The 22,744-nt window shown below is 70.2% G+C and carries 21 protein-coding genes; 15 read left to right on the forward strand and 6 right to left on the reverse strand.

The window, feature by feature from the left end:
• Positions 1–83: 83 nt before the first annotated feature.
• The 4 genes from ACFFIC_RS25160 to flgH are packed head-to-tail and all read left to right on the forward strand — an operon-like array spanning position 84 to position 3,366.
• Positions 84–830, forward strand: coding sequence for a flagellar hook-basal body complex protein (locus ACFFIC_RS25160; RefSeq protein ID WP_377055556.1), 747 nt, complete (start codon positions 84–86; stop codon positions 828–830).
• A gap of 57 nt (positions 831–887) precedes the next feature.
• The gene (gene flgG / locus ACFFIC_RS25165) at positions 888–1,673 is read left to right on the forward strand and encodes a flagellar basal-body rod protein FlgG (RefSeq protein ID WP_377055558.1); all 786 of its coding nucleotides are present in this window, start codon (positions 888–890) and stop codon (positions 1,671–1,673) included.
• A 5-nt stretch (positions 1,674–1,678) separates the two neighbouring features.
• Positions 1,679–2,611 (forward strand): flagellar basal body P-ring formation chaperone FlgA, encoded by a 933-nt coding sequence (gene flgA / locus ACFFIC_RS25170; protein WP_377055746.1) that lies wholly within the window; start codon positions 1,679–1,681, stop codon positions 2,609–2,611.
• 8 nt (positions 2,612–2,619) lie between these two features.
• Positions 2,620–3,366, forward strand: coding sequence for a flagellar basal body L-ring protein FlgH (gene flgH, locus ACFFIC_RS25175; protein ID WP_377055560.1), 747 nt, complete (start codon positions 2,620–2,622; stop codon positions 3,364–3,366).
• Between the two features lie 253 nt (positions 3,367–3,619).
• Here flgH and ACFFIC_RS25180 read toward each other — a convergent pair whose 3' ends face one another.
• Complete coding sequence (locus tag ACFFIC_RS25180) at positions 3,620–4,804, reverse strand: acyl-CoA dehydrogenase family protein (protein ID WP_377055562.1); 1,185 nt, start codon at positions 4,802–4,804, stop codon at positions 3,620–3,622.
• A gap of 534 nt (positions 4,805–5,338) precedes the next feature.
• Between ACFFIC_RS25180 and ACFFIC_RS25185 the strand changes: the two genes are divergently transcribed.
• Both ACFFIC_RS25185 and ACFFIC_RS25190 read left to right on the forward strand, forming a co-directional pair.
• On the forward strand, positions 5,339–5,746 hold the full coding sequence (locus ACFFIC_RS25185) for a phasin family protein (RefSeq protein WP_377055564.1): 408 nt from the start codon (positions 5,339–5,341) through the stop codon (positions 5,744–5,746).
• Positions 5,747–5,951: 205 nt separating this feature from the next.
• A complete protein-coding gene (locus ACFFIC_RS25190; protein ID WP_377055566.1) occupies positions 5,952–7,145 on the forward strand; it encodes a DUF2382 domain-containing protein in 1,194 nt (397 codons plus the stop codon).
• A 331-nt stretch (positions 7,146–7,476) separates the two neighbouring features.
• On the opposite strand, the gene ACFFIC_RS25195 is transcribed toward ACFFIC_RS25190, so the two are convergent.
• Entirely contained in the window at positions 7,477–8,550 is a 1,074-nt protein-coding gene (locus ACFFIC_RS25195; RefSeq protein ID WP_377055568.1) for an HWE histidine kinase domain-containing protein, read from the reverse strand.
• A 455-nt stretch (positions 8,551–9,005) separates the two neighbouring features.
• Positions 9,006–9,821: an IclR family transcriptional regulator gene (locus ACFFIC_RS25200; RefSeq protein ID WP_377055570.1), complete on the reverse strand. Its 816-nt coding sequence runs from the start codon at positions 9,819–9,821 to the stop codon at positions 9,006–9,008.
• 219 nt (positions 9,822–10,040) lie between these two features.
• On the opposite strand from ACFFIC_RS25200, the gene ACFFIC_RS25205 reads away from it, so the two are divergent.
• From ACFFIC_RS25205 to ACFFIC_RS25220, 4 genes are all read left to right on the forward strand, one after another.
• Positions 10,041–11,099, forward strand: coding sequence for a beta/alpha barrel domain-containing protein (locus tag ACFFIC_RS25205; protein ID WP_377055572.1), 1,059 nt, complete (start codon positions 10,041–10,043; stop codon positions 11,097–11,099).
• Between the two features lie 91 nt (positions 11,100–11,190).
• Entirely contained in the window at positions 11,191–12,165 is a 975-nt protein-coding gene (locus ACFFIC_RS25210; RefSeq protein ID WP_377055574.1) for a Bug family tripartite tricarboxylate transporter substrate binding protein, read from the forward strand.
• A 13-nt stretch (positions 12,166–12,178) separates the two neighbouring features.
• The gene (locus ACFFIC_RS25215) at positions 12,179–13,087 is read left to right on the forward strand and encodes a cupin domain-containing protein (protein ID WP_377055575.1); all 909 of its coding nucleotides are present in this window, start codon (positions 12,179–12,181) and stop codon (positions 13,085–13,087) included.
• Positions 13,088–13,219: 132 nt separating this feature from the next.
• The gene (locus tag ACFFIC_RS25220) at positions 13,220–14,188 is read left to right on the forward strand and encodes a DUF6282 family protein (protein ID WP_377055577.1); all 969 of its coding nucleotides are present in this window, start codon (positions 13,220–13,222) and stop codon (positions 14,186–14,188) included.
• A gap of 73 nt (positions 14,189–14,261) precedes the next feature.
• On the opposite strand, the gene ACFFIC_RS25225 is transcribed toward ACFFIC_RS25220, so the two are convergent.
• Positions 14,262–14,729, reverse strand: a complete 468-nt coding sequence (locus ACFFIC_RS25225) for an isochorismatase family protein (RefSeq protein ID WP_377055579.1) — start codon at positions 14,727–14,729, stop codon at positions 14,262–14,264.
• Between the two features lie 246 nt (positions 14,730–14,975).
• On the opposite strand from ACFFIC_RS25225, the gene ACFFIC_RS25230 reads away from it, so the two are divergent.
• Genes ACFFIC_RS25230 through ACFFIC_RS25245 form a run of 4 tightly spaced genes read left to right on the forward strand, consistent with a single transcriptional unit; the run spans position 14,976 to position 18,688 of the window.
• Complete coding sequence (locus tag ACFFIC_RS25230; RefSeq protein ID WP_377055581.1) at positions 14,976–16,256, forward strand: aconitase/3-isopropylmalate dehydratase large subunit family protein; 1,281 nt, start codon at positions 14,976–14,978, stop codon at positions 16,254–16,256.
• Positions 16,253–16,747, forward strand: coding sequence for a LeuD/DmdB family oxidoreductase small subunit (locus ACFFIC_RS25235; RefSeq protein ID WP_377055583.1), 495 nt, complete (start codon positions 16,253–16,255; stop codon positions 16,745–16,747). The genes ACFFIC_RS25230 and ACFFIC_RS25235 overlap by 4 nt, the downstream gene beginning before the upstream one ends.
• A gap of 32 nt (positions 16,748–16,779) precedes the next feature.
• The gene (locus ACFFIC_RS25240) at positions 16,780–17,658 is read left to right on the forward strand and encodes an isocitrate lyase/PEP mutase family protein (RefSeq protein ID WP_377055585.1); all 879 of its coding nucleotides are present in this window, start codon (positions 16,780–16,782) and stop codon (positions 17,656–17,658) included.
• Positions 17,659–17,695: 37 nt separating this feature from the next.
• A complete protein-coding gene (locus ACFFIC_RS25245; RefSeq protein WP_377055587.1) occupies positions 17,696–18,688 on the forward strand; it encodes a Bug family tripartite tricarboxylate transporter substrate binding protein in 993 nt (330 codons plus the stop codon).
• A 292-nt stretch (positions 18,689–18,980) separates the two neighbouring features.
• Here ACFFIC_RS25245 and ACFFIC_RS25250 read toward each other — a convergent pair whose 3' ends face one another.
• Positions 18,981–20,342 carry an MmgE/PrpD family protein gene (locus ACFFIC_RS25250; RefSeq protein ID WP_377055589.1) on the reverse strand — a complete coding sequence of 454 codons (1,362 nt, stop codon included), beginning with the start codon at positions 20,340–20,342 and terminating at the stop codon, positions 18,981–18,983.
• 620 nt (positions 20,343–20,962) lie between these two features.
• On the opposite strand from ACFFIC_RS25250, the gene ACFFIC_RS25255 reads away from it, so the two are divergent.
• The gene (locus ACFFIC_RS25255; RefSeq protein WP_377055591.1) at positions 20,963–21,742 is read left to right on the forward strand and encodes an SDR family NAD(P)-dependent oxidoreductase; all 780 of its coding nucleotides are present in this window, start codon (positions 20,963–20,965) and stop codon (positions 21,740–21,742) included.
• A 215-nt stretch (positions 21,743–21,957) separates the two neighbouring features.
• Here ACFFIC_RS25255 and ACFFIC_RS25260 read toward each other — a convergent pair whose 3' ends face one another.
• A complete protein-coding gene (locus ACFFIC_RS25260) occupies positions 21,958–22,716 on the reverse strand; it encodes an SDR family NAD(P)-dependent oxidoreductase (RefSeq protein ID WP_377055593.1) in 759 nt (252 codons plus the stop codon).
• Positions 22,717–22,744 lie beyond the last annotated feature (28 nt).

The raw sequence follows: 22,744 nt of genomic DNA on the forward strand, positions 1-22,744 counted from the left end.
GGTGGCACGCGGGTTGCGCAAACGCTTCCGAAACCAGTGTCGGCCGATGGTTGCGGCCCGACGGCACAAGGCGGACGGCGCGAATGGACAACTCAGGTTATGTGGCGCTCTCGCGGCTGGTGACGCAGAACCGCGCGACCGCGGTGCTCGCCCACAACATGGCGAACGCGGAGACGCCGGGGTTCCGGGCCTCGCGCCCCGTATTCACGGAGCATCTGGCGCGACAGCGCGGAATGCGGGGCCCGGCGGGGGGCGAGTCGGTGCATTTCTCGCAGGACCGGGCGACCTGGCGCGACGAGCAGCCCGGGGCGGTGCAGAGCACGGGAAATCCGCTGGACCTGGCGATCTCCGGCGAGGGTCTCTTCTCCGTCCAGACGCCGCGGGGAGAGCGCTACACGCGCGCCAGGCGGTTCTCGCTCGGGCCCGAGGGGACGGTTGTGGACATGGAGGGGAACGCGCTGCTGGACGCCGGCGGGAACCCGCTGCGCGTGGCGCCCAGCGACACGCGGCTGGTGATCCGCGGCGACGGCACGCTTTCGAGCGAGAACGGCGAGATCGGGCGGATCAGGGTTGTGCGCTTCGCGGAGCCCCAGCGGCTGGTGGCGGAAGGGGACCGGCTGCTGTCGGCAGGCGCGGGCCAGGCGCCGGACGCGGTGGAGCGGCCCGCGGTGGTGCAGGGCGCGCTGGAGGGCAGCAACGTGCGCCCGGTGATGGAGCTGACGCGGCTGACGGCCGAGATGAGGGAGTTCCAGTTCATGGCGCAGTTCGCGGAAAAGGAAGGCGAGCGCGTGAGCGGCGCCGTTGAGCGCATCCTGCGGAAGCGCGGGTGATGCGGGGCACGCGGGTGGCGGCGCCGGCGCGGAACATGATGGGGGGAGACTGATTTCATGCGCGCGCTCTGGACGGCCGGCACGGGCATGATGGCCCAGCAGACCAACGTGGAGGTCATCTCCAACAACATCGCGAACATGAGCACCACCGGCTTCAAGCGCCGCCGCGCGGAGTTCCAGGACCTGATGTACCAGAACATGCGGCGCGTCGGCTCACAATCCTCGGACACGGGGAGCACGCTGCCCTCGGGCGCGCAGGTGGGGCTCGGGGTGCGGACGGCGGGGGTTTACCGCATCCACGAGCAGGGAAGCCTGCAGCAGACCGAGAACAAGTTCGACGTGGCGATCCGTGGCAACGGGTTCCTGCAGGTGCAGCTTCCCTCGGGCGAGACGGCCTATACGCGCGACGGGACGCTGGGGCTTTCGCCGGAGGGCGTGATCGTGACGGCGGAGGGGTTTCCGGTGATGCCGGGGATCACCGTGCCGCCCAATGGGCGCGACGTGACGATCAACGGCAACGGCGAGGTGCTGGTGAAGATCGACGGGCAGACGGCGCCGCAGAACGTGGGGCAGTTCCAGCTTGCCATCTTCGCGAACGAGGGCGGGCTGGAGGCGGTGGGGGACAACCTGCTGATGGCCTCGGCCTCCTCGGGGGCGGCGCAGCAGGGGGCGCCGGGCGCGCCGGGCTTCGGCAACGTGATGCAGGGCTTCATCGAGACGTCCAACGTCAACGTGGTGCAGGAGATCACGAGCCTGATCACGGCGCAGCGGGCCTATGAGATGAACAGCAAGGTGATCACCGCGAGCGACGAGATGCTCAACACCGTGGCGCGGCTGCGGTGAGCGCGATGTGGCGCATGGTGCTTGTGCTGGCGGGGCTGGCGGGGCCGGCCTGGGCGGAGCTTGCGGTGCTGCGGCCGCTGGCGGTCGTGGAGGAGGCGGTGATCCGGTTGTCGGACCTGTTCGACGAGGCCGGGCCGAATGCGGGGCGCGTGGTGGGGCCGGCGCCCGCGCCCGGGCGGCGCGTGGTGGTGGAGCCGGCGCAGCTTCTGGCGATCGCGCGCGCGAACGGGGTGATGTGGCGGCCGCTCACGGCGGCGGATTCGGTTGTGGTCGAGCGGCCGGGGCGTGCCGTTCCGCGCGAGGAGGTGGTGGATCTGCTGCGGGGCGAGTTCGCGCGGCTGGGGCTGGATCCCCTGGCGGAGATGGAGCTGCCGGGGTTCCAGGCGCCGCTCGTGCCCTTGGCGGCGTTCACGCAGCTGGCGCTGGAGCAGCCGGCCTTCGAGGCGGCGACGAACCGGTTCTCGGCGACGCTGGTGGTGGTGGCGGAGGGGATGCCGGCGTTGCGGATGCGGATCGCGGGGCGCGCGGTGGCGACGGCGGCGGTTGTGGTCGCGAGCCGGCGGCTGGCGCTGGGCGACGTGGTGCGGGCCGAGGATGTGCGGCTGGTGCGCCAGCGGGCCGAGCGACTGCGGCCGGGGATGGCGACGGACGCCGGGCAGATCCTGGGCAAGGCGCTGCGGCGGCCGCTGGCGGAGGGGCTGCCCTTTCCGCTGGCGGACCTTTCGGCCCCGGCGGTGATCGAGAAGAACGCCACCGTGCTGATGCTGATCGACGGGCCCGGCTTGAGCATGACGGCGCAAGGGCGCGCCATGGCCGCGGCGGCGCGCGGGGAGGTCGTGCCGGTGATGAACCTGGCGTCGCGCAGCGTGGTGGAGGGGGAGGCGATCGGGCCGGGGCGGGTGCGCGTCGCCTTCGGCAGCACGCCTGTGAGCCGATGAGGGGGGAGATGCGAACTGCGCGAGGCCTTGTGGCCCTGGTGATCGCCGGCATGCTGGCGGGATGCGGTTCGGTTGAGCGGCTGGCGCGGATCGGGCATGCGCCGGACATGGCGCCGATCGCGGATCCGACCCGGAACCCGGATTACCGCCCGGTGTCGATGCCGATGCCGGCTCCGCAGGACGCGCGCAACCTCGCCGCGAACAGCTTATGGCGGCCTGGCAGCCGGACCTTTCTGCGCGATCAGCGCGCGGCGGCGGTGGGTGACCTGATCACCGTGCTGGTGGCGATCAGGGACACCGCGCAGCTTTCCAACTCCACCGAGCGGTCCCGCGACAACACGGAGAACATGGGCGTGCCGCGGCTGCTGGGTCTGGATGCGTCCTATATGCGGTTCCTGCCGAACAGCATCGATCCCTCGCGGCTGGTGCAGGCGACCTCGGCCAACACCTCCACCGGGGACGGCAAGATCCAGCGGAACGAGGCGGTGACGATGCGGATCGCGGCCACGGTGAACCAGGTTCTGCCGAACGGGAACCTGGTTGTGGGCGGGCGGCAGCAGGTGCGTGTGAACCACGAGATGCGCGACCTGACGATCGCCGGGATCATCCGGCCGCAGGACATCGCGAGCGACAACACGGTGCAGCACGACCGTTTGGCGGAGGCACGGATCGCCTATGGCGGGCGGGGCACGATCAGCGACGTTCAGCAGCCGCGCTATGGGCAGCAGGTGCTGGATGCGATCCTTCCCTTCTAGGATAACCTTGCTGCACGGGCGGGTGGCCGGGAGGTGGAGGCCGGCCGGCGCAAGCCGGCATTGTCGTGCCACCGGGCCCGGCCGGGCCTGTCTCGCCTCCTTTCCGGCGTGTTCCCTCCGGCGATGCCGCTGTTGCGCCAGGAGGTCGCCCCGGGGTCACCGGGTGCGGCCGGGCCGGCGGAATTGGAGTCGAGGTTCACCTCGATGCGGACGGCCCACCGCGTCCATCGCTCCCTCAATCGGCAGCGGCAGCTCACTCCGCTGCCCGGGGCTCGTCCGCCGCAGTGGGCCGGGGCGGGCGCTGGGAGAAGCGGCGGCCGAACACGTCCTCGGCGAGGCGGTTCTTCATCATCTCGATGGAGCCGCCCGCGATCATCCAGCCGCGGCAGCGCCGCATGCAGTACTCCACCAGTGCCTCCTCGGAGAAGCCGGTGCCGCCCATGATCTGCACGGCCTCGTTCGCCACATCGAAGCCGGCCTGGTTGCAGGCGAGTTTGGCGAGCGTCGTCTCATAGGCCGAGGGCAGGCCGCGGTCGGCGCTCACGGCGGCGCGGTAGAGCAGGAGCTGCGCGGCCTCCAGCTTCAGCGCCATGTCGGCGAACTTCCATTGGATGCCCTGGAACTCGGAAAGGGTGCGACCGAACTGGCGCCGCGTCTCAGCGTGCTCCTTCGCCTGCTCGAAGGCGTAGCGCCCGACCGCGAGCGAGCGCGCGGTGTTGCCCACGCGCTCCGCGTTGAAGGCCGCGATCTGCTTCTTGAAGCCGCCCGGGCCGAGCAGCAGGTTCGCGCGCGGAACGCGGCATTCCTCGAAGTAAAGGGTGCTCCACTCCTCCCCGTTCAGGAAGCGCGAGGGCTGACCGATCCTGAAGCCCGGCGTGCCGCGCTCGATCAGCATGGAGCCGATGCCGTCGATGCCCGGGCCGAAGCGGAGATAGATCAGGTAGAGCGAGGCCTCCGCGCTGTGCGTGCCGAAGACCTTGGAGCCGTTGACGACATAGGTTTCGCCATCGAGCCGCGCGGAGGTCTTCAGCTCGGTCGCGGCCGATCCCGCTTCCGGTTCGCTCATGCCGAGGGAAATGGTGTTCCGCCCCGCCAGCAGGTCCGGCAGCCATTTCGCCTTCTGCTCAGGGGCCGCGTATTCGGCGAAGGTGCGGATCGGGCCGAAATTGCCGGCCTGGACCACGTCGGCGCTGCGCGGACATGCGGCGGCGACCTGCTCGATCGCCAGCACCGCGTGCATCAGCGTGCCGCCCTGGCCACCATCCTTTTCGGGAATGGTGATGCCAAGCAGACCCTGGTCTGCCATGAGGCGCGCCACGTCGTAGGGGAAACCCGGCGTATGGGCGCGCTTCAGGGCGCCCGCGGCCAGATGGTCCTCAGCGAAGCGGCGCACGCTGCTGGCGAAGATCCGCTGGTCCTCGGTCAGGTTGAAGTCCATGGCGCACTCGCTCCGGGGCCGATTTCGCGGAACAGATCTTATCCTGCCCTTGAATCCGGCGCATCTCCGGGCCTCCGGGAAAACAACCGCGTCGCCATGTGTGCCTGTCTGCTCAGGCGCGTCACGCAACACCGACCCCCAGACGGTCACTCAGGCCGGCATCTCCGGGGAAACTCCGGCGGAACAGGCCGTTCGCGTTCGCTGCGCCGGAGGAGTGCTGCCGTCCGGGGATTGGGACACGGCCATGCGGTTCAACCATCGGGGGTTCGTCCCCGCGCCAGCATCACCCGGGGCGCTGCAGCCTCGCGGGACATGCACGGAGGTGGGATGGCGGCCGATGCAGACGTTCATCGCGATTTGAAATCGAGAGGGCTTGGTTCGCGGTTTTGGTGCGGCGGGGAAGCGCGATGTTGCAGCGCAGCATTTCTCTTGCGATTCATGGTCACTGCTCGTACAACCAGCATCATATTGCGCTGCAGCATGGATGCTTCGAGTGTCCGCCAATGCCGCGCGCACACAGGGAAGAACCGCCAGATGATGACGATGAACAGCACGCAGCAGGCAACTGTCGCGATGGACAAGCTCTCCAGGGCAGCGGCGGGCGGCGCCGCTTTCAACCGCGCCTATCTCGACGCGGCGACGCGCTCGGGCCAGCTTTGGACGGCCGGGCTGCAGGATCTCGGCAAGCGCTACATCGGCGCTGCCCAGAGCATGACGGAGCAGTTCCAGGCGACCGCCAAGGCGCTTTCCTCCGCTCGGACGATGAAGGAGGCCGCTGAGATCCAGGCCGCCCATGTTCGCTCGGTGATGGAGCAGGCGATGAGCCAGGCGACCAGCTTCCGGGAGGCGACGCTCCAGCTCGTGCAGCAGGCCTCCGCGCCGATGGCCGAGCAGGCGGCTGCCACCTCGGCGACAATGATGGCGCGCGCCCCGCAGGCCTGACAGGCGGCGCCCTGGCGTGGCGCTGGCCGACCGGACTCAGGCTTCGCCCTCACCGGCGCAGCCAATGGCTACGAAGCTCAGCCGCCAGGGGTCTGCCCTGGGCGGTGGCTGGACCGACGTTCGGGAGCGAGGCCGCTCCCGAAGCCGCCAAAGCCGCCCGGCTTTGGTCCACGCAGCGACCAGCAACCGACCAAGGATCAGCCGAATGTCACTCCGCACTCTGATGCAAGCGGGCTCCAGCAAGGCGAACGACCTGTTCGTCCGGCTTTCCGATACCTCGGAAGGCGCCGTGAAGACCCGTGAGAAGCTCTTCACCGAGCTCAAGGCCGAGCTCGAACTTCACGCCGACCTGGAGGAGGAGCACCTGTTTCCGCTGCTCCGGAAGAATCCGGAAACCCGGGGCTTGGTGGTCGAGGCCATCAAGGACAACAAGGATCTTCGGGCTCGCCTGGCCGAGATCGACGCCCTGCCGAAGAACGACGAGGCCTTCATCCCCCGCCTCACGGAGTTGCAGAAGGCGTTCCGCCAGCATTCGCGGGACGACAAGAAGGAGCTGCTGCCGGCGGTGCAGCGTGCCCTGGGCGCGGAGCAGACCCAGGAGGTCGCCGGGAAGATGGAGGCAAGCCTGGCCGAGATCGAGCAGGCCAGGCAGGAGGAGGCGGAGGAGCGCCGGGCGAAGGCCCGCCAGGAGCGCGAGCAGGCCGAGCTGGAAGCGGAGGCCGCGGCGCGCCAGCAGCAGGAGGAGCAGGCAGCCAAACTCCGCACCCGCGACGCCGCCCGCCGGGTCGCCGATGCGACGGTTGTCCCGCTTGAGGTTGCCGCCGGTGCCTCCCGCAAGGTGGCGCAGCTCGTGACAAGTGCCCCCGCCATCGCCAAGGCCCCGGCTGCTTCCCCGGCGCGTGCGTCGGGTTCCGCCCTGACCGACATGTTCCTCTGGCCCTGGGCCGGCGCGATGCAGGGTCTTCAGGCGGGCCGCCCGGCTCAGCCGTCGGCGCCCCGCGCGGCCGCCAGCCAGGAGGAGGTGATCCCCTTGGGCGAGGAGGTGCTCGAGGTCACCAAGCGCACGGAGAACCGCGGCACCGCCCGCGTCCGGCGCTACGTCGTCGAGACCGAGGTCGAGGAGCAGGTGACGCTGCAGAGCGAGCGGGTGGTGGTGGAGCGCCGCCGCCCGGTCAGCGACGAGGTGACGGGCGAGATCCTGACCGAGATGACGGTCGAGGTGGTCGAGACCGCTGAGGTGCCCGTGGTGAACAAGCGGGCCCGGCTGCGCGAGGAGATCGTGGTGCGGACGGAACGCACCCAGCACGTGGAGACGGTGAAGGAGACCGTCCGCCGGGATGAGGTGGAGATCCGCCAGCCCGGCAAGAAGCCGGCAGCCCGCGAGCGGGCGGGCAGCTGAGGCAGGTCGGCGCGGGCGGGGAGGCTCCCTGCCCGCTCTGGCGGCGACCAGGCTGACGGCGATTTGAGGCAGCGCGCAGGTGGCTGGATGGCCGTCTGTGCTCTGCCTCTGTTTTTCTTTCCGCCGTCGCGGGGGGCGGTCTGCCGAGTTCGCGGCGCCTGCGGAGGCGGGAACTTCGCGAGCGGGGGGGCAGGACCACTTTCCTCTTGGCGGTGGTGTGCCCAAGATCAGATCCGGTTCCGCGCAGTATGGTCCGGGCTGACGCACAGAGGGCAATTCCGGATCGGGTCAGCGCTTCAGGCCACGGTGGAGACCTGCACGGCCTGGCGGATCAGGCACGCCGCTCCATCACAACCGCGAGCGGGGCACCGATCAAGCACCGCACGCCCTCCGCGTCAAAGTCCATCCTCACCCGCCCTTGCAGTTCCCGCACCAGCACCTCCTCGATGAGGCGGCGGCCGAAGCCCCGGAAGGTCGGGGATCTGACAGCCGCTCCGCCGCTCTCGCTCCAGTCGACGCACAGCTCGTCTCCCGTGGCGCCGGGCGTTACCGACCAGTTCAGCCCTACCCGGCCATGGGGCGTGGAGAGGGCGCCGTGCTTCAGGGCGTTCAGGCCAAGTTCGTGCAATGCCAGCCCCAGCATCACGGCCGCGCCGGCCCGAAGGTGGATCTGTGGCCCGCTTGCCTCCACGCGGCCTGGGTTGCCGATCCCGAAGGGTGCGAGCTGTGCCTGGGCCAGGGAATCGAGGGGAATGCTTTGCCAGTGAGCGGCGACGATCGCCTTCTGAGCCTGCGCCAGGGCAAACAGCCGTTGCTGCAGGGCGACCTGGAACTCATCCATGGAACTGGCGCTGCGCCCAAGACGCGCCGCGAGCGATTGCACCGCGGCCAGGTTGTTCATGACGCGGTGGTTGAGTTCACCCAGCAGAAGCTTCTGACTGGTTTCGGCGCGCATCTGGTCCGTCACATCCCGCTGCGCCGATATCCAGCGCACGATCTTTCCCTCCGCGTTGCGGAATGGATTGATCAACCACTCGTTGACGTATTCCGTCCCATCCTTGCGGTAGTTCACGGCCGTGCCGAGGAAGGTCTTACCCTGTTCCAGAGCGGCGCGCAGACGGTTGAGCGTGGCCCTGTCCGTTCGCGGCCCCTGGAACATCCGCGGTGACCTGCCGAGGACCTCTTCGGGCTCGTAGCCGGACATGCGCGTGAAGGCGGCGTTCGCGTACTCGATGCGTGGACCAGGATAGTCGAGCTCCGCGCTGGTCACCAGCACGCCATCACGCACCGTGTCCGCGATGATCCTGAAGAGGCCGAGATCCTGGCTGGTCGTTGCCGGATGGCTGGCCGAGTCGGGGATGACGGTGCGAGGCGGCAGGGAGGCACGATCACCCGACGAGGTCATAGGGGGCACCAGAGATGGGGTGCGTTGCTCCGCACCAATCTTCTATGACGTTGCAGGGGCCCATCCGGTTGCGGGCCGGGTGTTCCGGCCTAGAGGCTGGCGGACATAATTGCGGCATCAACCGCATCACGATCGCCGCACCCGGCCTGACTTACGCGCTCCTGACCGGCGCCAAGGGATGGTTCCGGCTGGAAACATGGCGGCCGGTCCTGGTGCGGAACCGGGAGTTCTGGCTCTTGCTGATGCCCCCAGGAGCCATGGCCCGGACGAGGTCGCTCACCGAACGGGGGGCGATGCCCTCGATCCGGGGCTTCCGGATCAGCGCAACCAGAGCCGTCGCCGCCAGCCGCCGAGGCGCCAGGAAGGGCGGGACGCGGATCAGCGCACCGAGGGGCCCCGGGGCGGCGGGCACAGGGCATGGGGAACTTTGCTGGTGGTGACTGCCGCAAGGCATGTCACCGCTGGCGGTCGGCCGCTGTCACGGCGCGGGTTCCGAGACCCTGGCCCAGCATACGCGATGCCTTTTCCGCGAGAAGGCGGATTGCGGCAATGAGGTGAGGCGCAGGGACCGCTGTGATGTGCTGGATCGAGCCGACAAGGCTGATCGAGGCCACCAGGCGGTCGTCATGGTCGTGGATCGGCACGGCGAGCGCATTGCAGCCCAGCAGCGTTTCCTCCGGCGCCGTCGCGTAGCCCTGGTCCCGGATGCGGGTCAGCTCGGCGGCCAGGTCGTTCGGGTCGGTCATGGTGCGCGCGGTGAGGGCCGTCAGCGGGCCCTGGAGCACGCGGTCCGAGAGTGCCTTTGAGCCGAAGGCGAGGAACACCTTTCCTTGCGCGGATGCGTGCAGCGCGAGTTCGCTGCCCGGGCGCACGCCGATGTCGATCGGACGCGTTCCAGGGAGGGTGGAAACCACCAGGGCTCCGCGCGGTGTCGGCGTGCTGAGAACAACGGCCGAGCCGACCTCGTCGCGCAGTTCGCGCATCGGCCCCTCCAGCGTTTGCGCCAGGTCCCAGGATCGCGGCGCCAGGTGACCGATCAGAAAGGCACGGGGACCGAGCCGGTAGCGGTTCGTGTCGGCGTCCTGGATCAGGTAGACGCGGTCCACCAGGGTTTGAAGATGGCGGAAGATCGCGCTCTTCGTCGCGTGAAGCGACTGGGCGATCTGCGTGACGCCCACCGGCTCCCCCGCCCAGGCCACGGTTTCCAGCACGGACAGGACCGTGTCGGCCGCCCGGACACCGGGTGGATCGGCTTCTCGTGGAGGCGACATGTTTCGTCCTTTGTTCGCGAGGGAAGAACACAATACAGGATTTCTTCAGTGCCTGCTACGTCAAACGCGTTCTCCTTGACCCCATTGCTTGGTTCGGACTACGGATACGCGAACGATATTCCCCTGTCGTGAACAAGTATCGAGGGAGGGCGCCATGCGGCCCGCATTGCAGAAGCCGGTTCTGCGCGTGATCTGCTGGCTTCCCGGCGAGGCATGCGCATGAGCGCACGCCTCCAGACCACCTTCGGCCGCATCCGCCTCAAGAACCCGGTGATCGCGGCGGCGGCCGAGCACCTGATCGAGGCCAGGGGCATCAAGGCGGCCATCGAGGCCGGAGCCGGCGCGGTCGTGGTGAAGTCCACGAACGAGACCATGGCGGGCAAGGACCAGCTGGGCCGGGCGGAATACGTTGCCCTGGACGCGGAATGGAACCCGGTTCCCTGGGACGCCAGCGCGCCGCCCGAGGTGACGCTGGCCAGCCGTTCCGGCATGTCGCCGCTCGGCTTCGACGCGTGGCTCGCGCAGAACGTCGTCCTGGACCGCCTTGCCGGAGAGCGGGACTGCCTGCTCGTCGCGAGCCTCGTCATGGCCGACCTCCAGGCGTCGCTTGACCTGGCGCGCCGGATCGAGCGGGCCGGGCTTCGCGCGCTGGAGTTCAACATCGGCACGCCCTATGCGAGCCAGGCCGCGAAGGGCGTGGTCACCACCGAGTTGCAGCCGAGCCGCGTGGGGGAGCTGGTGGCAGCGATGAGGAGCGCCGTCTCGCTTCCCCTCTGGGTCAAGCTCACCGGCCAGTCGGAGCGCGTGCCGGAGCTGGCGGAGGCCGCGTTCGAGGCAGGCGCCGATGCGGTGGTGATGGCCGGGCGGCTGCTCGGGATGGTGCCCGACCTGGACAGCATGAGCCCTGTGCTCGGGACCAGCCTCGGCATCGGCGGCTACTGGAATCTGCCGCTCACCTGTCACTGGCTTGCCCTCACGCGCGCAAGGCTGGGGCCCGAGGCGGCGCTCATCGGCATCAATGGCGCCCGGGACGGGCGGGACGTCGCGCGGATGATGCTGGCCGGCGCGAGCGCCGTCGGCATCGCCTCCCCTGTGATGCTGCGCGGCTCGGGCATCCTGCACGAGGCGGTCTCATCGCTCGACGCCTACCTGCTCGCCAAGGGGATGACGGCGGAGGCGCTGGTTGGCCGCGCGGCCGATGCCCGGAAGACCTTCGCGCAGATGCCGCCGCTCGAAGAGAACTGGCGCCGCTACGTCACGGAGGGCGAACAGGGGTGAACCGAGGGGGGCACGCGGCGGCCACGGCCAGGCCCCCTGCCCCGCGAGATCAAGCGTCGAAAACGTGGAACGTCCCGAGAAAGGAAAAAGCATGAGTCTCTCCCGCCGCATGGTGCTTGGCGCAGCGGTCAGCGGTGCCGCCCTGTCGCGCCCGGCCCTGGCGCAGCGCCCTTGGCCCAATCGTCCGATCCGGCTGGTCCTCGGCTTCGCGCCCGGCGGCGTCGGCGACCTGACCGCACGGATGATCGCGCCCCGCATCTCCGAAGGACTGGGCCAGCCGATCATCATCGACAACCGCCCGGGCGCCGCCGGGATCGTGGCGGCCGAGCCGGTCGCGCGGTCCGTGCCGGATGGCTACACCATGCTGCTTCTCACCACCACGAACAGCACGGCCGATGCCATGTATCGCAGCCTCCCCTACGATACGAACCGCGACTTCGCACCCGTCGCGCGCGTCGCGACCTTCGATCACGTGCTGCTGACGGCGGCGAACAGCCCGTACCGCACCTTGAGGGACGTGATCGAGGCGGCGCGCGCGAAGCCCGGCAGCATCAATCTCGGCTCCATCGCGGTCGGCAATGCGCAGCACCTCGGCGCGGAACTGCTGCGCAGCATGGCAGGCGTGGACATGACCATCGTTCCCTATCGCTCGACGCCGGACCTGATCAACGCGACCACGACGGGCGACGTCCATCTCGCGAGCGAAATCCTGGCGCCCGTGCTGGCGCAGGTTCAGGCGGGCCGCCTGCGGGCGCTCGCCATGGCCTCCGCCGAGCGCTACCCGTTGCTGGCGGATGTTCCCACCGCGAACGAGCGCGACCTGCCGGGCTACATGGTCGGATCCTGGAACGGCGTCGCCGGGCCCGCCGCGATGCCGCGCGCGATCGTGGAGCGGATGAACACCGAGATCGGGCGCGCGCTGGCGCTGCCGGACATCCGGGAGAAGCTGCTCGAACTCGGCGTGACGCCCGCGTTCAGCTCACCGGAGGAGTTCGGCGCCTTTATCCGCAGCGAGGGTGAGCGCTGGTCGCGGATCGTCGAGAGCTCCAACATCCCCAAGCAGTAGTGGAAAGTCCGGAATGTACGATCAGACCGACCCCCGCGCCGCGCTCGCGGCAGCGCCAGCGGGTCAGACACCTCCCCCGACTGCCTTCGCCCCCGCGCAGTATGCACGCTTCTACGAAGCCGAGCCGCAGGAGGATGACGCGGGCGGGCGGCACTGGTACGCGCGGGCGCAGAACTTCCTGGTGGCGTACACGGAAGCCCGGCTGGGCGCGGTTCTGGCCAGGCAGGCCCAGCCGGACGAATACGGCGTGCTGCTCCCCGATGCGGACAGCGAGGTCGCTGTGGAGGTGGCGGGGCAGCGGCACGTGCTGGCCGGCAACAGCCTGGCCTTCGTTCCCCCGGGCGACAGCCGGATCGAAGTGCTGCGGCCGGGGCGGGTGGTGCGGCTTTTCACCACGCGTGCCGCCGACCTCGCGGCCAGGTGCTCCAACGCTGCCGCCTTCGCCGAGCCGCAGCCCAACATCCCGCCGCTGCGGCCCTGGCCGGCACCACCGGGCGGGCTGATCTATCGCAGCTACAGCCTGGATGTGCCGCCCGACCCGACCCGCTTCGGGCGGATCTGGCGCTGCACCACGCTGATGGTGAACGTCCTCGATCCAGCGGATGGGCCGCGTGACCCGCGAAAGATGTCGCCGCACCATCATGACGACTTCGAGCAGGGATCGCTCGTGCTGGATGGCGCGTACACGCATCACCTCCGCTGGCCCTGGATGACGGACATGACCATCTGGCGCGAGGACGAGCACGAGTACTGCCGCGGTGCGTCTCTCACCGTTATCCCGCCGCCTTCCATCCACACCTCGGAGGCAAAGGAGCCCGGGCAGATGGTCGATCTCTTCTGCCCGCCGCGGCTCGACTTCTCGAGCAAGCCGGGCTGGGTGCTCAACGCGGCGGACTACCCGATGCCGTCGTCATCCCCCTGACCGGCCGGGCCGCGGGCGCCGCTGTGCCATGACCTGGCGGGCGCCCCTTTGCCGGCAACGCGCCGCGGGCCCGTGCGGCCTGAACGAGCCACCCAGGACAACGCCTGGCCATTCGGAGCGATCGAGGATTCCATGACAGGAACAGGCACCATTGATTCGGTTGAACAGCGCATCGACGCGCTGCTGCAGGGCGCTATCGATCCGCATGTTCATAGCGGCCCCTCCATCGCCGAGCGCGGCATCGATCATCTCGACCTTGTTGTCGAGGCATCCAAGGCTGGCTTCGCGGCTGTTGTCACCAAGGACCACGACTACAGCGGCGTCATGACGGCCGCCCTCATCGCTAGGCACCATCCGGAGCTGAGAACAAAGATCTATTCCAGCATCGTGCTGAACAACGTGGTCGGGGGCTTCAATCCCTACGCGGTGGAGCACATGGCTGCCATGGGCGGCAAGATCGTCTGGATGCCGACCCTGGCGGCCGAGAACCACCTGCGATGGGAAAAGACGGCGGGCTGGGTTCATCCCGCCTCAACCCAAAAGATCAGGCCGGCCGCGGGCATACCGGTGCTCGACGGCGGCAAGTCGGTGCGCGACGACGTGAAGGAGGTTCTGGACATCATCGCGAAGAACGACATCGTCCTCGCGAGTGGCCACCTGCACATCAGCGAAACCTGGCTCGTTTTCGAGGAAGCGCGGCGGCGGGGCGTCAACCGGCTCGTTCTGACGCATCCCGAGGACATCGTCGACGCCTCCATGAACGACGTGCGCGGGATCGTCGCGATGGGGGCCTTTGTTGAACATTCGCTCTGCATGTTCCTCGAAGGCTCGAAGTTCAAGACACGCACCGAGGAGGACCTGCGCAAGCAGATCGATGCGGCGGGCGTCGACCGCACGATCCTCTGCTCCGACCTCGGGCAGACGGGTGTGTTCAGCCCGCTGGAGGGCTTCCGCCGTGGCATCCGTCTGTGCATGGATCTGGGATATTCGGACCCGGACATCCGGAAGATGGTCTCGACGAACGCGGCGCGCGCGATCGGGATTGAGGCCGACCTTCGGGATGGACGCGACGGCGCCGGCCACGGATCTCCGAGCGCCTGACAAGCGGCGGCGGTGCCCGCGGTGGGCCCAGGCGGAACGGCCCGGAGCCCGGCTTCGCCGCAGGGGCTGCCGCTTACTGCGCGTTGCGGGCGAGGGTCGCCCGCAACCCCTCCAGCGACATGAGATCCGCGTATTTCTTGCCCATGTCGAAAAGGTTCGCCTCGTGCGGCCCGATGGCACGGTCGCCGACGCGGTCCGTCACCATCACGGGGCGGAGGTTGTGCGCCGGGGCATCCACCACGCTCGCCCGGACGCAGCCGCTGTTGGTGCAGCCGGCCACGAGCAACGTATCCACGCGGCGGAAGGCGAGCCATGCGGCGATGTCCGTGCGGAAGAAGGCACTGGCGTGCCGCTTGCGGAACACGGCCTCGCCCGGCAGGGGCGCGACCTCCGGCACGATCCGGGACAGGGGGCTCGTCTCCGTCAGTCCGAGCAGCGTGGGGACCTTCATGGCGAAGGCGCCCGCGTCGGAGCCGTCTTCGGCATAGACCACGCGGGTGTGCGCCACCGGCCGGCCCTGCGATCGCGCGACGGCGAGCAACTCCGTGGTGCGCAGGGTTGCCGGACCGATGCTCCCGCCACCGGGATGCTTGGGACCGTTCCGGGGATGCTGCGGGGGCCCGATGGGTCGCCGGCGCCGGATCAGCCATTCTCATGATCGCCGCGCGGTGGGGCGGCACCCGGCACGTCTGCGCCCGGCCTGCGTCATGGACGCGGCGTCGGCCTGTCGGTAGCGTCCGCCCGGAAGCGGCGACGCGCAAACTCCGCCACCAGTGAGGGACGGACCATGCCAGCCCAGACCATCACCGAGAGGATCCTCGCCGCCCATGCCGTGGGGGGCCGGGCCGTGGCCGGGGAGATCGTGACCGTGCGTCCGGATGTCGTGTTGCTCAACGACGTGTCGGGGCCGCTTGCCTTCGAGGGCTTCGAAGCGATGGGCGCCAGCCGTCCCTTCGATCCCGCGCGGATCGTGCTGGTGGCGGACCACTTCGCGCCGGCCCCTAACGTGGCTGCCGCCGGCGCCATCAGGATGACCCGCGACTTCGCCAGGCAACACGGGATCCCTCATTTCTACGAGCCGGGTACGGGGGGCATCGAGCACACGCTTCTGGCCGAGCTCGGCATGGTCGGACACGGCAGCGTGGTGTTCGGTGCCGACAGCCACACCTGCACGGCGGGGGCCTTCAACGCGCTCGGGATCAGCTTCGGCTCCACCGATCTCGCGGCCGCGCTGGCGACCGGCCAGCTCTGGATGCGCGTGCCGGACTCCATCCGCGTCGAGCTCCTGGGCCAGCCCGGGCCGTATGTCGGCGGCAAGGACGTGATCCTGGAGGTGATCCGGCGTATCGGCTCGGATGGCGCGGCGGATGCATCGCTGGAGTTCGGCGGGCCGGGCGTGGCCGCGCTGTCGGTGGATGCGCGCATGGCGGTGGCGAACATGGCCGTGGAGGCGGGCGCCGACACCTGTGTTTTCGAGGGCGACGCGCTGTCCGCCGCGAGACAGGCGGAAACGGGCGCGCACCCCAGCCCGCCGGTGGGCGCGGACGCGGATGCGCGGTATCGCGGGCGCATGGTCCTCGACCTGGGGACCCTGATGCCCATGGTGGCCCGCCCCCCCTCGCCTGCCTCCGGCGTGCCCGTCGGCGCGCTGCGTGGGCAGCGCGTGGATCAGGTCTACATCGGCAACTGCGCGAACGGCACGATCACCGACCTGCGGCAGGCCGCGGAGATGCTGAAGGGGCGCCGGGTGGCGGCGGGGGTGCGGCTCATCGTGGTGCCGGCCACGCAGCGGATCTGGCGGCAGGCGCTGGCGGAAGGCTTGCTCGACATCCTGGCTGCCGCCGGAGCGGCCGTGTCCACGCCCACCTGCGGTGCCTGCTTCGGCGGCCACATGGGGATCCTCTCCGCCGGCGAGACGGCCATCGCCACGACGAACCGGAACTACCGCGGCCGCATGGGCGATCCGGACTCGCAGGTGTTCCTGGCGAATGCCTGGGTGGCTGCGGCGGCGGCGGTCGCGGGCGAGATCGTGTCGCCCCAGGAACTTCGCGAACCGGTGCCGGCATGAGCGCGCCCCTGCAGGGTCTCGTCCACCGCTACGGTGACGAGGTGAACACCGATGTTATCCTCCCCGGCCGCTACCTTGCGCTGCGGAGGCCTGAGGAGTTGCGGGAACACTGCCTCGAAGGACTCGATCCCGGTTTCGTGCGGCGCGTGCGGCCGGGAGATATCCTGGCGGTCGGCCGCAACTTCGGCTGCGGCTCCTCGCGTGAGCACGCCGTGGTTGCGCTTCGAGCGGCTGGTGTTGGCGCGATCGTGGCGCACAGCGCCGCGCGCATCTTCTACCGCAACGCCATCAACCTGGGACTGCCCGTGCTGATATGCCCCGAGGCCGCGGCAGCGATGGTTGCCGGCGGCATCGCCTCGATCGACCTCGGCGCCGCGAGCATTCGTCAGGGCGCAACCGGGTGGCAGGCCCAGCCGCTGGGCGACGAGGTGCGCGCCATCCTGGCCGCTGGCGGTCTGGTGCCGCGCGTCCGCGCGGCGCTCGCCACCTGAAACATCACCCTTTAAGGAGAGGAACTCCCTTTATGGCCGATCCCACGCTCAAGGCCGCCCTTCGCGGCGGCGAGTTCATCGTTGCCCCCGGCATCTTCGACATGATCTCCGCCCGGATGGCCGACCGCATGGGCTTCGCCGCGCTTTACGCGACGGGCTACGGCACGGTGGCCTCGCATCTGGGCGTGCCCGATGCCGGCATCGCCACCTTCACGGACATGGTGTCCCGCATGTCGCGCTTCGCGCAGGGGACGCGCACGCCGGTCATCGCGGATGCGGATACCGGCTATGGCGGCCTGCTGAACGTGCGCCATACCGTGCAGGGCTATGAGGCGGGTGGCGTGACCGCGATCCAGATCGAGGATCAGGAGGTGCCGAAGAAGTGCGGCCACACGCCCGGCCGCCGCGTCATTCCCGCGGAGGAGATGGCGCTGAAGATCGAGGTGGCCGCGGAGGCGCGCAGGAGCGACGATTTCCTGATCATCGCGCGGACCGACGCGCGCACCACGCTCGGCCTTGATGAAGCCATCCGGCGCGGCAAGCTCTATGCCCGGGCGGGCGCCGACATCATCTTCATCGAAAGCCCCGAGAGCGAGGAGGAGATGCGCCGCATCGGCGGCGAGATCGACGCGCCGCTGCTCGCGAACAACGTGGAGGGAGGGCGCACGCCCATCCTGCCGGCCGAGACGCTGAAGGCCATCGGCTACAACGTCGCCATCTTCCCGGCCATCGGGTTTCTCAGCGTCGCCCGGGCGCTGGAGGGCGCCTATGCCCATCTTCGCCGGAACGGTGACAGCCACGGGCTGGAGACCTACGCCTTCAGCGACATGAACGAACTCATGGGCTTTCCCGAAGTGTGGGAGTTCGACGCGAAGTGGGCGCGCCCGGAGCGTTCCCAGGCCGCCGAATAGACGCGCCGGGGGGCGGACAGGGAGGGAGGAAAGCAAGATGATGAACACCATGAGCCGGCGCGGCCTCGGCACGCTCGGCATGGGGCTGCTGGGCGCCCCCGCCCTGCAGGGCCCGGCGGCGGCCAGCACCTGGCCCGACCGTCCCGTCACCCTTGTGGTGCCCTTCACCCCCGGCGGTGCATCCGACACGCTGGCGCGCGTGATCTCGCAGCACTTTCCGCGCTTCACGAACGGCCAGACGCTGGTCGTGGAGAACCGGCCGGGGGCCGGGGGGCTCGTGGGCGGCGGCTATGTCGCCGGGCAGCGGCCGGACGGCAATGTCCTGCTGATGGCGGATATCGGTGCCAACGCCATCGGGAGGGAACTGAACTCTCGGCTGGGCTACGACCCGATGACGGCCTTCACCCCCGTGATCCAGCTCGTCAGCCTGCCGGCCGTCCTCTTCGCCCATCCTTCCGTTGCCGAGCGGAGCGTGCCGGAGGTGATCGCGAAGGCGAAGTCGCGGCCGGACAGCTACACCTACGCCTCGGCCGGCGTGGGCAATGGCAGCCACCTGTTCATGGCCCTTCTCTGCCGGCGGGCGGGGATCTCCATGGTGCATGTTCCCTACCGCAGCGGTTCCGAGATCGTCACCTCCGTGCTTCGCGGGGAAACGCAGCTGGGCTTTCCCAGCCTTTCTTCCGCGCTGCAGCAGCTCAAGGCCGGGAGCATCCGTGCGATCGCCATGGGCAACCCGGAAGGAAGCCCCGCCATGCCGGAGCTGCCGCCGGTCAGCGACACGCTTCCCGGCTTCGATATCGCGGTCTGGTACGGCGTCGCCGCGCCGGCCGGGCTCGCGCCGGAGCTGACGCAGCGCATCAACGAGGTCTTCGGCGCCATCCTCGCGCTTCCGGAGGTGCGTGAAGGCGTGTTCCGCACCCAGGCAGGCCGGGTGGTCGGCGGTTCACCGGCCGAGTTCGGCCGCTTCCTCCAGCGGGAATACGATACGTGGACGCCGGTGATCCGCGAGGGCGGCATCCGCACGGAATAGCGGTGCTTCAGCTTTCGTCCATGATCATGATCGGGATGGCCTCGTCCGCCATCCCGAAGCGCGCGGTGTTGCCGGCGCGCTTGGCAGGCAGCGCCGGGGCCTGGGTGCGCCGCGATCTCCCGGCGGGCCGGGTCTTCGCGGCGAGGCGGCGAAGGGAGTTGCCCGAGATCCATCGATCCTCGGTTTGTCTGAAGTCCTTTCAGGCCGAACCCGGCGGCCATGTGGTCCGCGACCGACCGGCGGCGCCGCGCCTCCCCCGCCTGTCCGGCCGGAAAGGCGGGTGGCCGGGCTGTCAGGCCGCCTGTGCGGGGGCGAGCAGCGGCACATGGCCGGGCAGGACGTCGCCGCGCAGCAGGGCCTCCTCCAGCCGCGCCGCCGCCCCGGCGCCGATCGCGGGACCGGCGAGCTCGTGGAACTTGGCCGACAGGTCGGCATCGCTCAGCGGCATCTCCGGGTCGCCCTTGCGGGTGGGCTGCAGGTGCTCCAGCACGCTTCCATTGCGCAGCGTCACCCGCACCCGCGCGGCGCGGCGGGCAGGATAGGCATCCGCCAGTTCCGGATCGAGCGAGACGGTGACCTTCGCCATGGTCGCGCGGATCGCGGGATCGGCGAGCTGCGCGGGCTCGAAGGCGGCGAGGCGCACGCCGCCCAGGTGAAGGAGGGCGGCGGCGCAGTACTGCATGGAGAAGCGGCAGTCCTGCTCGGTCCGCGCCTCCGGGCGGTCGCAAACGGTTTTGGTGGGGCCGTAACCGCCGATATGGATCGCGGCCACGTCGCCCGGGCCGAAGCGGCGGGTGGTGCGGAGCGCCTCGATCCCGTCCAGGCCGGCGAAGACATGACCGCAGCAGCCGTGGTTCTTGAAGGTCATCGCGGCGATGGCGTAGCGCTTCCCCAACCCGTCCAGCGCCTTGTCCCACTTGCCCGTGTCCTCGCTGGTGGCCGCGGCGAAGCCGGCGGGGCCGTCCAGCACGTCCAGCGCGCCGGTCACGCCCTGGGCGGCGGCCATGGCGGCCAGCGCCCCGGCCTCCGCGGCGTGTCCGGGATGCAGGGGCTTGCTCATCCCATCGCCCCGGAACGCCTGCTGCAGGCCCCCGGCCATGGTGGCGGCGGTGGCGAGGGCATGCGCGGTGCGGGCCGCGTCCAGCCCCAGGATCACGGCGACGGCCGCGGCCGACCCGAAGGTGCCGACCGTGCCGGTGGTGTGCCAGAAGCGGTAGTGACTGGGCTGGACGGCAAGGCCGATGCGGCAGCCGACCTCGTAGCCCGCGACGATCGCGCGCAGCAAGTCCTGCATGGAGGCGCCGCTCGACTGCGCCGCCGCCAGGGCGGGGGGAATGGTCGCGACCGAGGGGTGATAGCCGGCGTCGCGGTGGATGTCGTCGAACTCCACCGTGTGGCTGGCGGTGCCGTTGATCAGGGCGGCCTGCCGGAGCGGCACCCGGCCGCCGTCCACGTAGCAGATCGCCTTGCCTGCCCCCCGCTCAGGCGCGAGGGCCGCGGCAAGCAGGGTGGCGGGCGCGCGGGAGCAGCCGGGGAGGAGGGATGCGAACCAGTCGAGCAGGGCGCGGCGCGCGTGGTGCTCGAGATCCGCGGGCAGGGGGCGGCCACGCCAGTCGGCCGCGTGCCCGGCCAGGCGGATCAAGGGATTCGGCATGCATTCCTCCCGCTCTCGTGTTCCCGGCGCCGCCGCCGGCTGCCGGCTCGGCATCCTAGCGCGCATTGGCGATCTCCGGGCGGGCCGTCTCGGCGGCGAGGACGCGCGCGGCCGGGCTCGCCCGGGCGGGGCGCCGAAGGAGCGCCGGAAGGCCAGCGGCTCCGCCGGCCCGATCGGCCGGGCCTGCCTTGCCGCAGCCCGCCCATGGCGCCGTTGCCGGTGCGGGCGAGAGGAGAACCACGCGAGCGGCGAGGGAACCGGCGGCATCCGCCGGGCCGGTCGGTTCACCCGTTGTGGCGGACCATTCGGCAGCAGGACATCGAGCGGCCCCTCGCGGCCACGGCTGCGCAGCCGCCTCGGAGCCCTGCTCCGCGGGCCGGGGACGGAGAGCCTTCCCCTCCCCTGCCCCGGCAGGTGCCGCCGGGGTGGCGGGCGCCTCACCCATGCCGCCCTCCGGCCTGGAAGACCGGGCGGGGTCCACTTCCCTGAGGGCCCTCCCACCTGACGTATCGCGCGGAGCACCCACATGGCTGAAGCCGGCTTCGGATTCCCAAGTGGAACCCCGGCGCCCGCCGCTCTGTTCCCTCTTCTCACCCTCCCACCTCATTGCCGGGGCAACGATGCACCACTCTCCGCGCGCCGCACTGATCACCGGAGCCACCAGCGGCATTGGCGAGGCTTTCGCCCATGCCTTGCCCGTCACGACCAACCTCCTGCTGACCGGACGGAACGGGGAGGCGCTGGAGCGGATTGCCACGGTGCTGGGGGACCAGGCACCAGGGAGGAGGGTCGAGACGGTTGTCGCGGATCTGGCGATGGATGAGGGCCTTGCAGCGGTCTGCACGGCCGGGGAGGAGTTCGGCCCCGATCTGCTGATCTGCGATGCCGGTGTGGGTCCCTTCGGCGATTTCCTGGCCACGCCCGAGGCGGACCTGCGCGAGACCGTGCTCGTCAACGCGCTGGCACCGCTCGTGCTCACACGGCGGCTGCTGCCCGGCATGATCATGCGGGCCGAGGCGGAAGCCCACCGCGCCGGCCTCATCGTGGTGTCCAGCGGGCTCGGTTTTGTGCCGACCCCCCGGCTGGCCACCTATGCCGCCACCAAGGCCTTCGACCTTTCGCTCACCGAAGCCCTTGCCGCGGAACTTTCCGGACGGCCCGTGGATGTTCTGGCGCTCTGCCCGACCGCCACGCGGAGCCGGTTCGCCAAGCGGTCAGGCTTCGGGGCCAACCTGCCTGGCGCGCAGGACCCCGCCCATGTTGCGCATCGGGCGCTGGAGGCGCTGGGGCGGCAGCGGACGCTGGTGCTGGGTGCGATCACAGGATCGGTGCTGACGGTTCCGGCGCTGGTGCGCGCCGCCGCGGCGCAGGTCATTCAGACGGTGCTGCCTCATCGCTGAGGCCGCCAGCATGCCCGGCCGTGCTGAGGGCTCCGGCCGCCTTGATCAGGCCAGGGTGGGGCAGGCGCGCTGCGGCGGGAAGCGCGCGAAACCGGCAGGAGAGCAGGCGGCGGGGCGATTCGCGTTCCGCGTGTTCCGGCGGGTCCGCCGGCTTGGCCGGGGATGCCGGGGGAATAGCCGTCAGCTTCCGGCGCCTGTGCGGGGACCGGCTTCCATCAGTGCATCACCGATCCACCATCGACGACGAGGGTCTGCCCCGTCATGAAATCGCTCTCCGCGGAAAGCAGGAAACCCATGGTGCCCGTCAGGTCCTCCGGTTGCTGCGCGCGCGGAAGGCAACGGGTTCCCGCCGCCGCGGCGAAGTATTCGTCCGGATAGTCCTCGCGGCCGAGCAGCCCTTCGCTCAGCGTCAGGCCGGGCGCGATGCAGTTCACGCGGATGCCATCGCTCCCGACCTCCCGCGCGACCGACCGGGTCAGCGCGATCACCGCCCCCTTGGATGAGACATAGGGCAGCATCATCGGCGTGCCCTTGAACACGGTGCCGGAGGCGATGTTGACGATCTTGCCGTAGCCCCGGCGCCGCATGGCGGGCAGCACCGCCTTGATGCACTCGAAGGTGCCTCGCACGTTCACGCGCAGGATGCGGTCGAACTCGTCCGAGGCGATCTCCTCGAAGGGCCGGGGCGTCAGGGTCGCGAACAGGGCTGCGTTGTTCACCAACCCGTCCACGCGCCCGAACCGCTCCTCCGTTCCGGCCACCATCCGCGCCACCGCCGCCGGGTCCGTCACGTCGCAGACCGCGCCCATCGCCTCGCCGCCTGCCTGCCGGATGGCGGCGACCGTGGCCTCCGGCGCGCGCAGGTCGCAGAGGCTGACCCGCGCCCCCTCCGCCGCGAGGGCTTGGGCGAAGGCGGCCCCGATGCCGCCCGCCGCCCCCGTCACGATCACGCCGCGCCCCGACAGCCTAGCCATGCCCACCCCTCCCCTTCGCCGGCCCTGT

It is taken from the genome of Muricoccus vinaceus (genome assembly GCF_042433125.1).
GTDB classification, from domain to species: Bacteria; Pseudomonadota; Alphaproteobacteria; order Acetobacterales; family Acetobacteraceae; genus Roseomonas; species Roseomonas vinacea.

Excerpts from the sequence above, each read along its gene's own strand:
- ACFFIC_RS25190 (WP_377055566.1), top strand. The coding sequence starts at position 5,952 with ATGTCACTCCGCACTCTGATGCAAGCGGGCTCCAGCAAGGCGAACGAC.
- flgH (WP_377055560.1), top strand. The coding sequence starts at position 2,620 with ATGCGAACTGCGCGAGGCCTTGTGGCCCTGGTGATCGCCGGCATGCTG.
- ACFFIC_RS25250 (WP_377055589.1), bottom strand. The coding sequence starts at position 20,342 with ATGCCGAATCCCTTGATCCGCCTGGCCGGGCACGCGGCCGACTGGCGT.
- ACFFIC_RS25235 (WP_377055583.1), top strand. The coding sequence starts at position 16,253 with ATGAGCGCGCCCCTGCAGGGTCTCGTCCACCGCTACGGTGACGAGGTG.
- flgA (WP_377055746.1), top strand. The coding sequence starts at position 1,679 with ATGTGGCGCATGGTGCTTGTGCTGGCGGGGCTGGCGGGGCCGGCCTGG.
- ACFFIC_RS25180 (WP_377055562.1), bottom strand. The coding sequence starts at position 4,804 with ATGGACTTCAACCTGACCGAGGACCAGCGGATCTTCGCCAGCAGCGTG.
- flgG (WP_377055558.1), top strand. The coding sequence starts at position 888 with ATGCGCGCGCTCTGGACGGCCGGCACGGGCATGATGGCCCAGCAGACC.
- ACFFIC_RS25260 (WP_377055593.1), bottom strand. The coding sequence starts at position 22,716 with ATGGCTAGGCTGTCGGGGCGCGGCGTGATCGTGACGGGGGCGGCGGGC.
- ACFFIC_RS25255 (WP_377055591.1), top strand. The coding sequence starts at position 20,963 with ATGCACCACTCTCCGCGCGCCGCACTGATCACCGGAGCCACCAGCGGC.
- ACFFIC_RS25215 (WP_377055575.1), top strand. The coding sequence starts at position 12,179 with ATGTACGATCAGACCGACCCCCGCGCCGCGCTCGCGGCAGCGCCAGCG.
- ACFFIC_RS25195 (WP_377055568.1), bottom strand. The coding sequence starts at position 8,550 with ATGACCTCGTCGGGTGATCGTGCCTCCCTGCCGCCTCGCACCGTCATC.
- ACFFIC_RS25205 (WP_377055572.1), top strand. The coding sequence starts at position 10,041 with ATGAGCGCACGCCTCCAGACCACCTTCGGCCGCATCCGCCTCAAGAAC.
- ACFFIC_RS25210 (WP_377055574.1), top strand. The coding sequence starts at position 11,191 with ATGAGTCTCTCCCGCCGCATGGTGCTTGGCGCAGCGGTCAGCGGTGCC.
- ACFFIC_RS25160 (WP_377055556.1), top strand. The coding sequence starts at position 84 with ATGGACAACTCAGGTTATGTGGCGCTCTCGCGGCTGGTGACGCAGAAC.
- ACFFIC_RS25185 (WP_377055564.1), top strand. The coding sequence starts at position 5,339 with ATGATGACGATGAACAGCACGCAGCAGGCAACTGTCGCGATGGACAAG.
- ACFFIC_RS25200 (WP_377055570.1), bottom strand. The coding sequence starts at position 9,821 with ATGTCGCCTCCACGAGAAGCCGATCCACCCGGTGTCCGGGCGGCCGAC.
- ACFFIC_RS25230 (WP_377055581.1), top strand. The coding sequence starts at position 14,976 with ATGCCAGCCCAGACCATCACCGAGAGGATCCTCGCCGCCCATGCCGTG.
- ACFFIC_RS25240 (WP_377055585.1), top strand. The coding sequence starts at position 16,780 with ATGGCCGATCCCACGCTCAAGGCCGCCCTTCGCGGCGGCGAGTTCATC.
- ACFFIC_RS25220 (WP_377055577.1), top strand. The coding sequence starts at position 13,220 with ATGACAGGAACAGGCACCATTGATTCGGTTGAACAGCGCATCGACGCG.
- ACFFIC_RS25245 (WP_377055587.1), top strand. The coding sequence starts at position 17,696 with ATGATGAACACCATGAGCCGGCGCGGCCTCGGCACGCTCGGCATGGGG.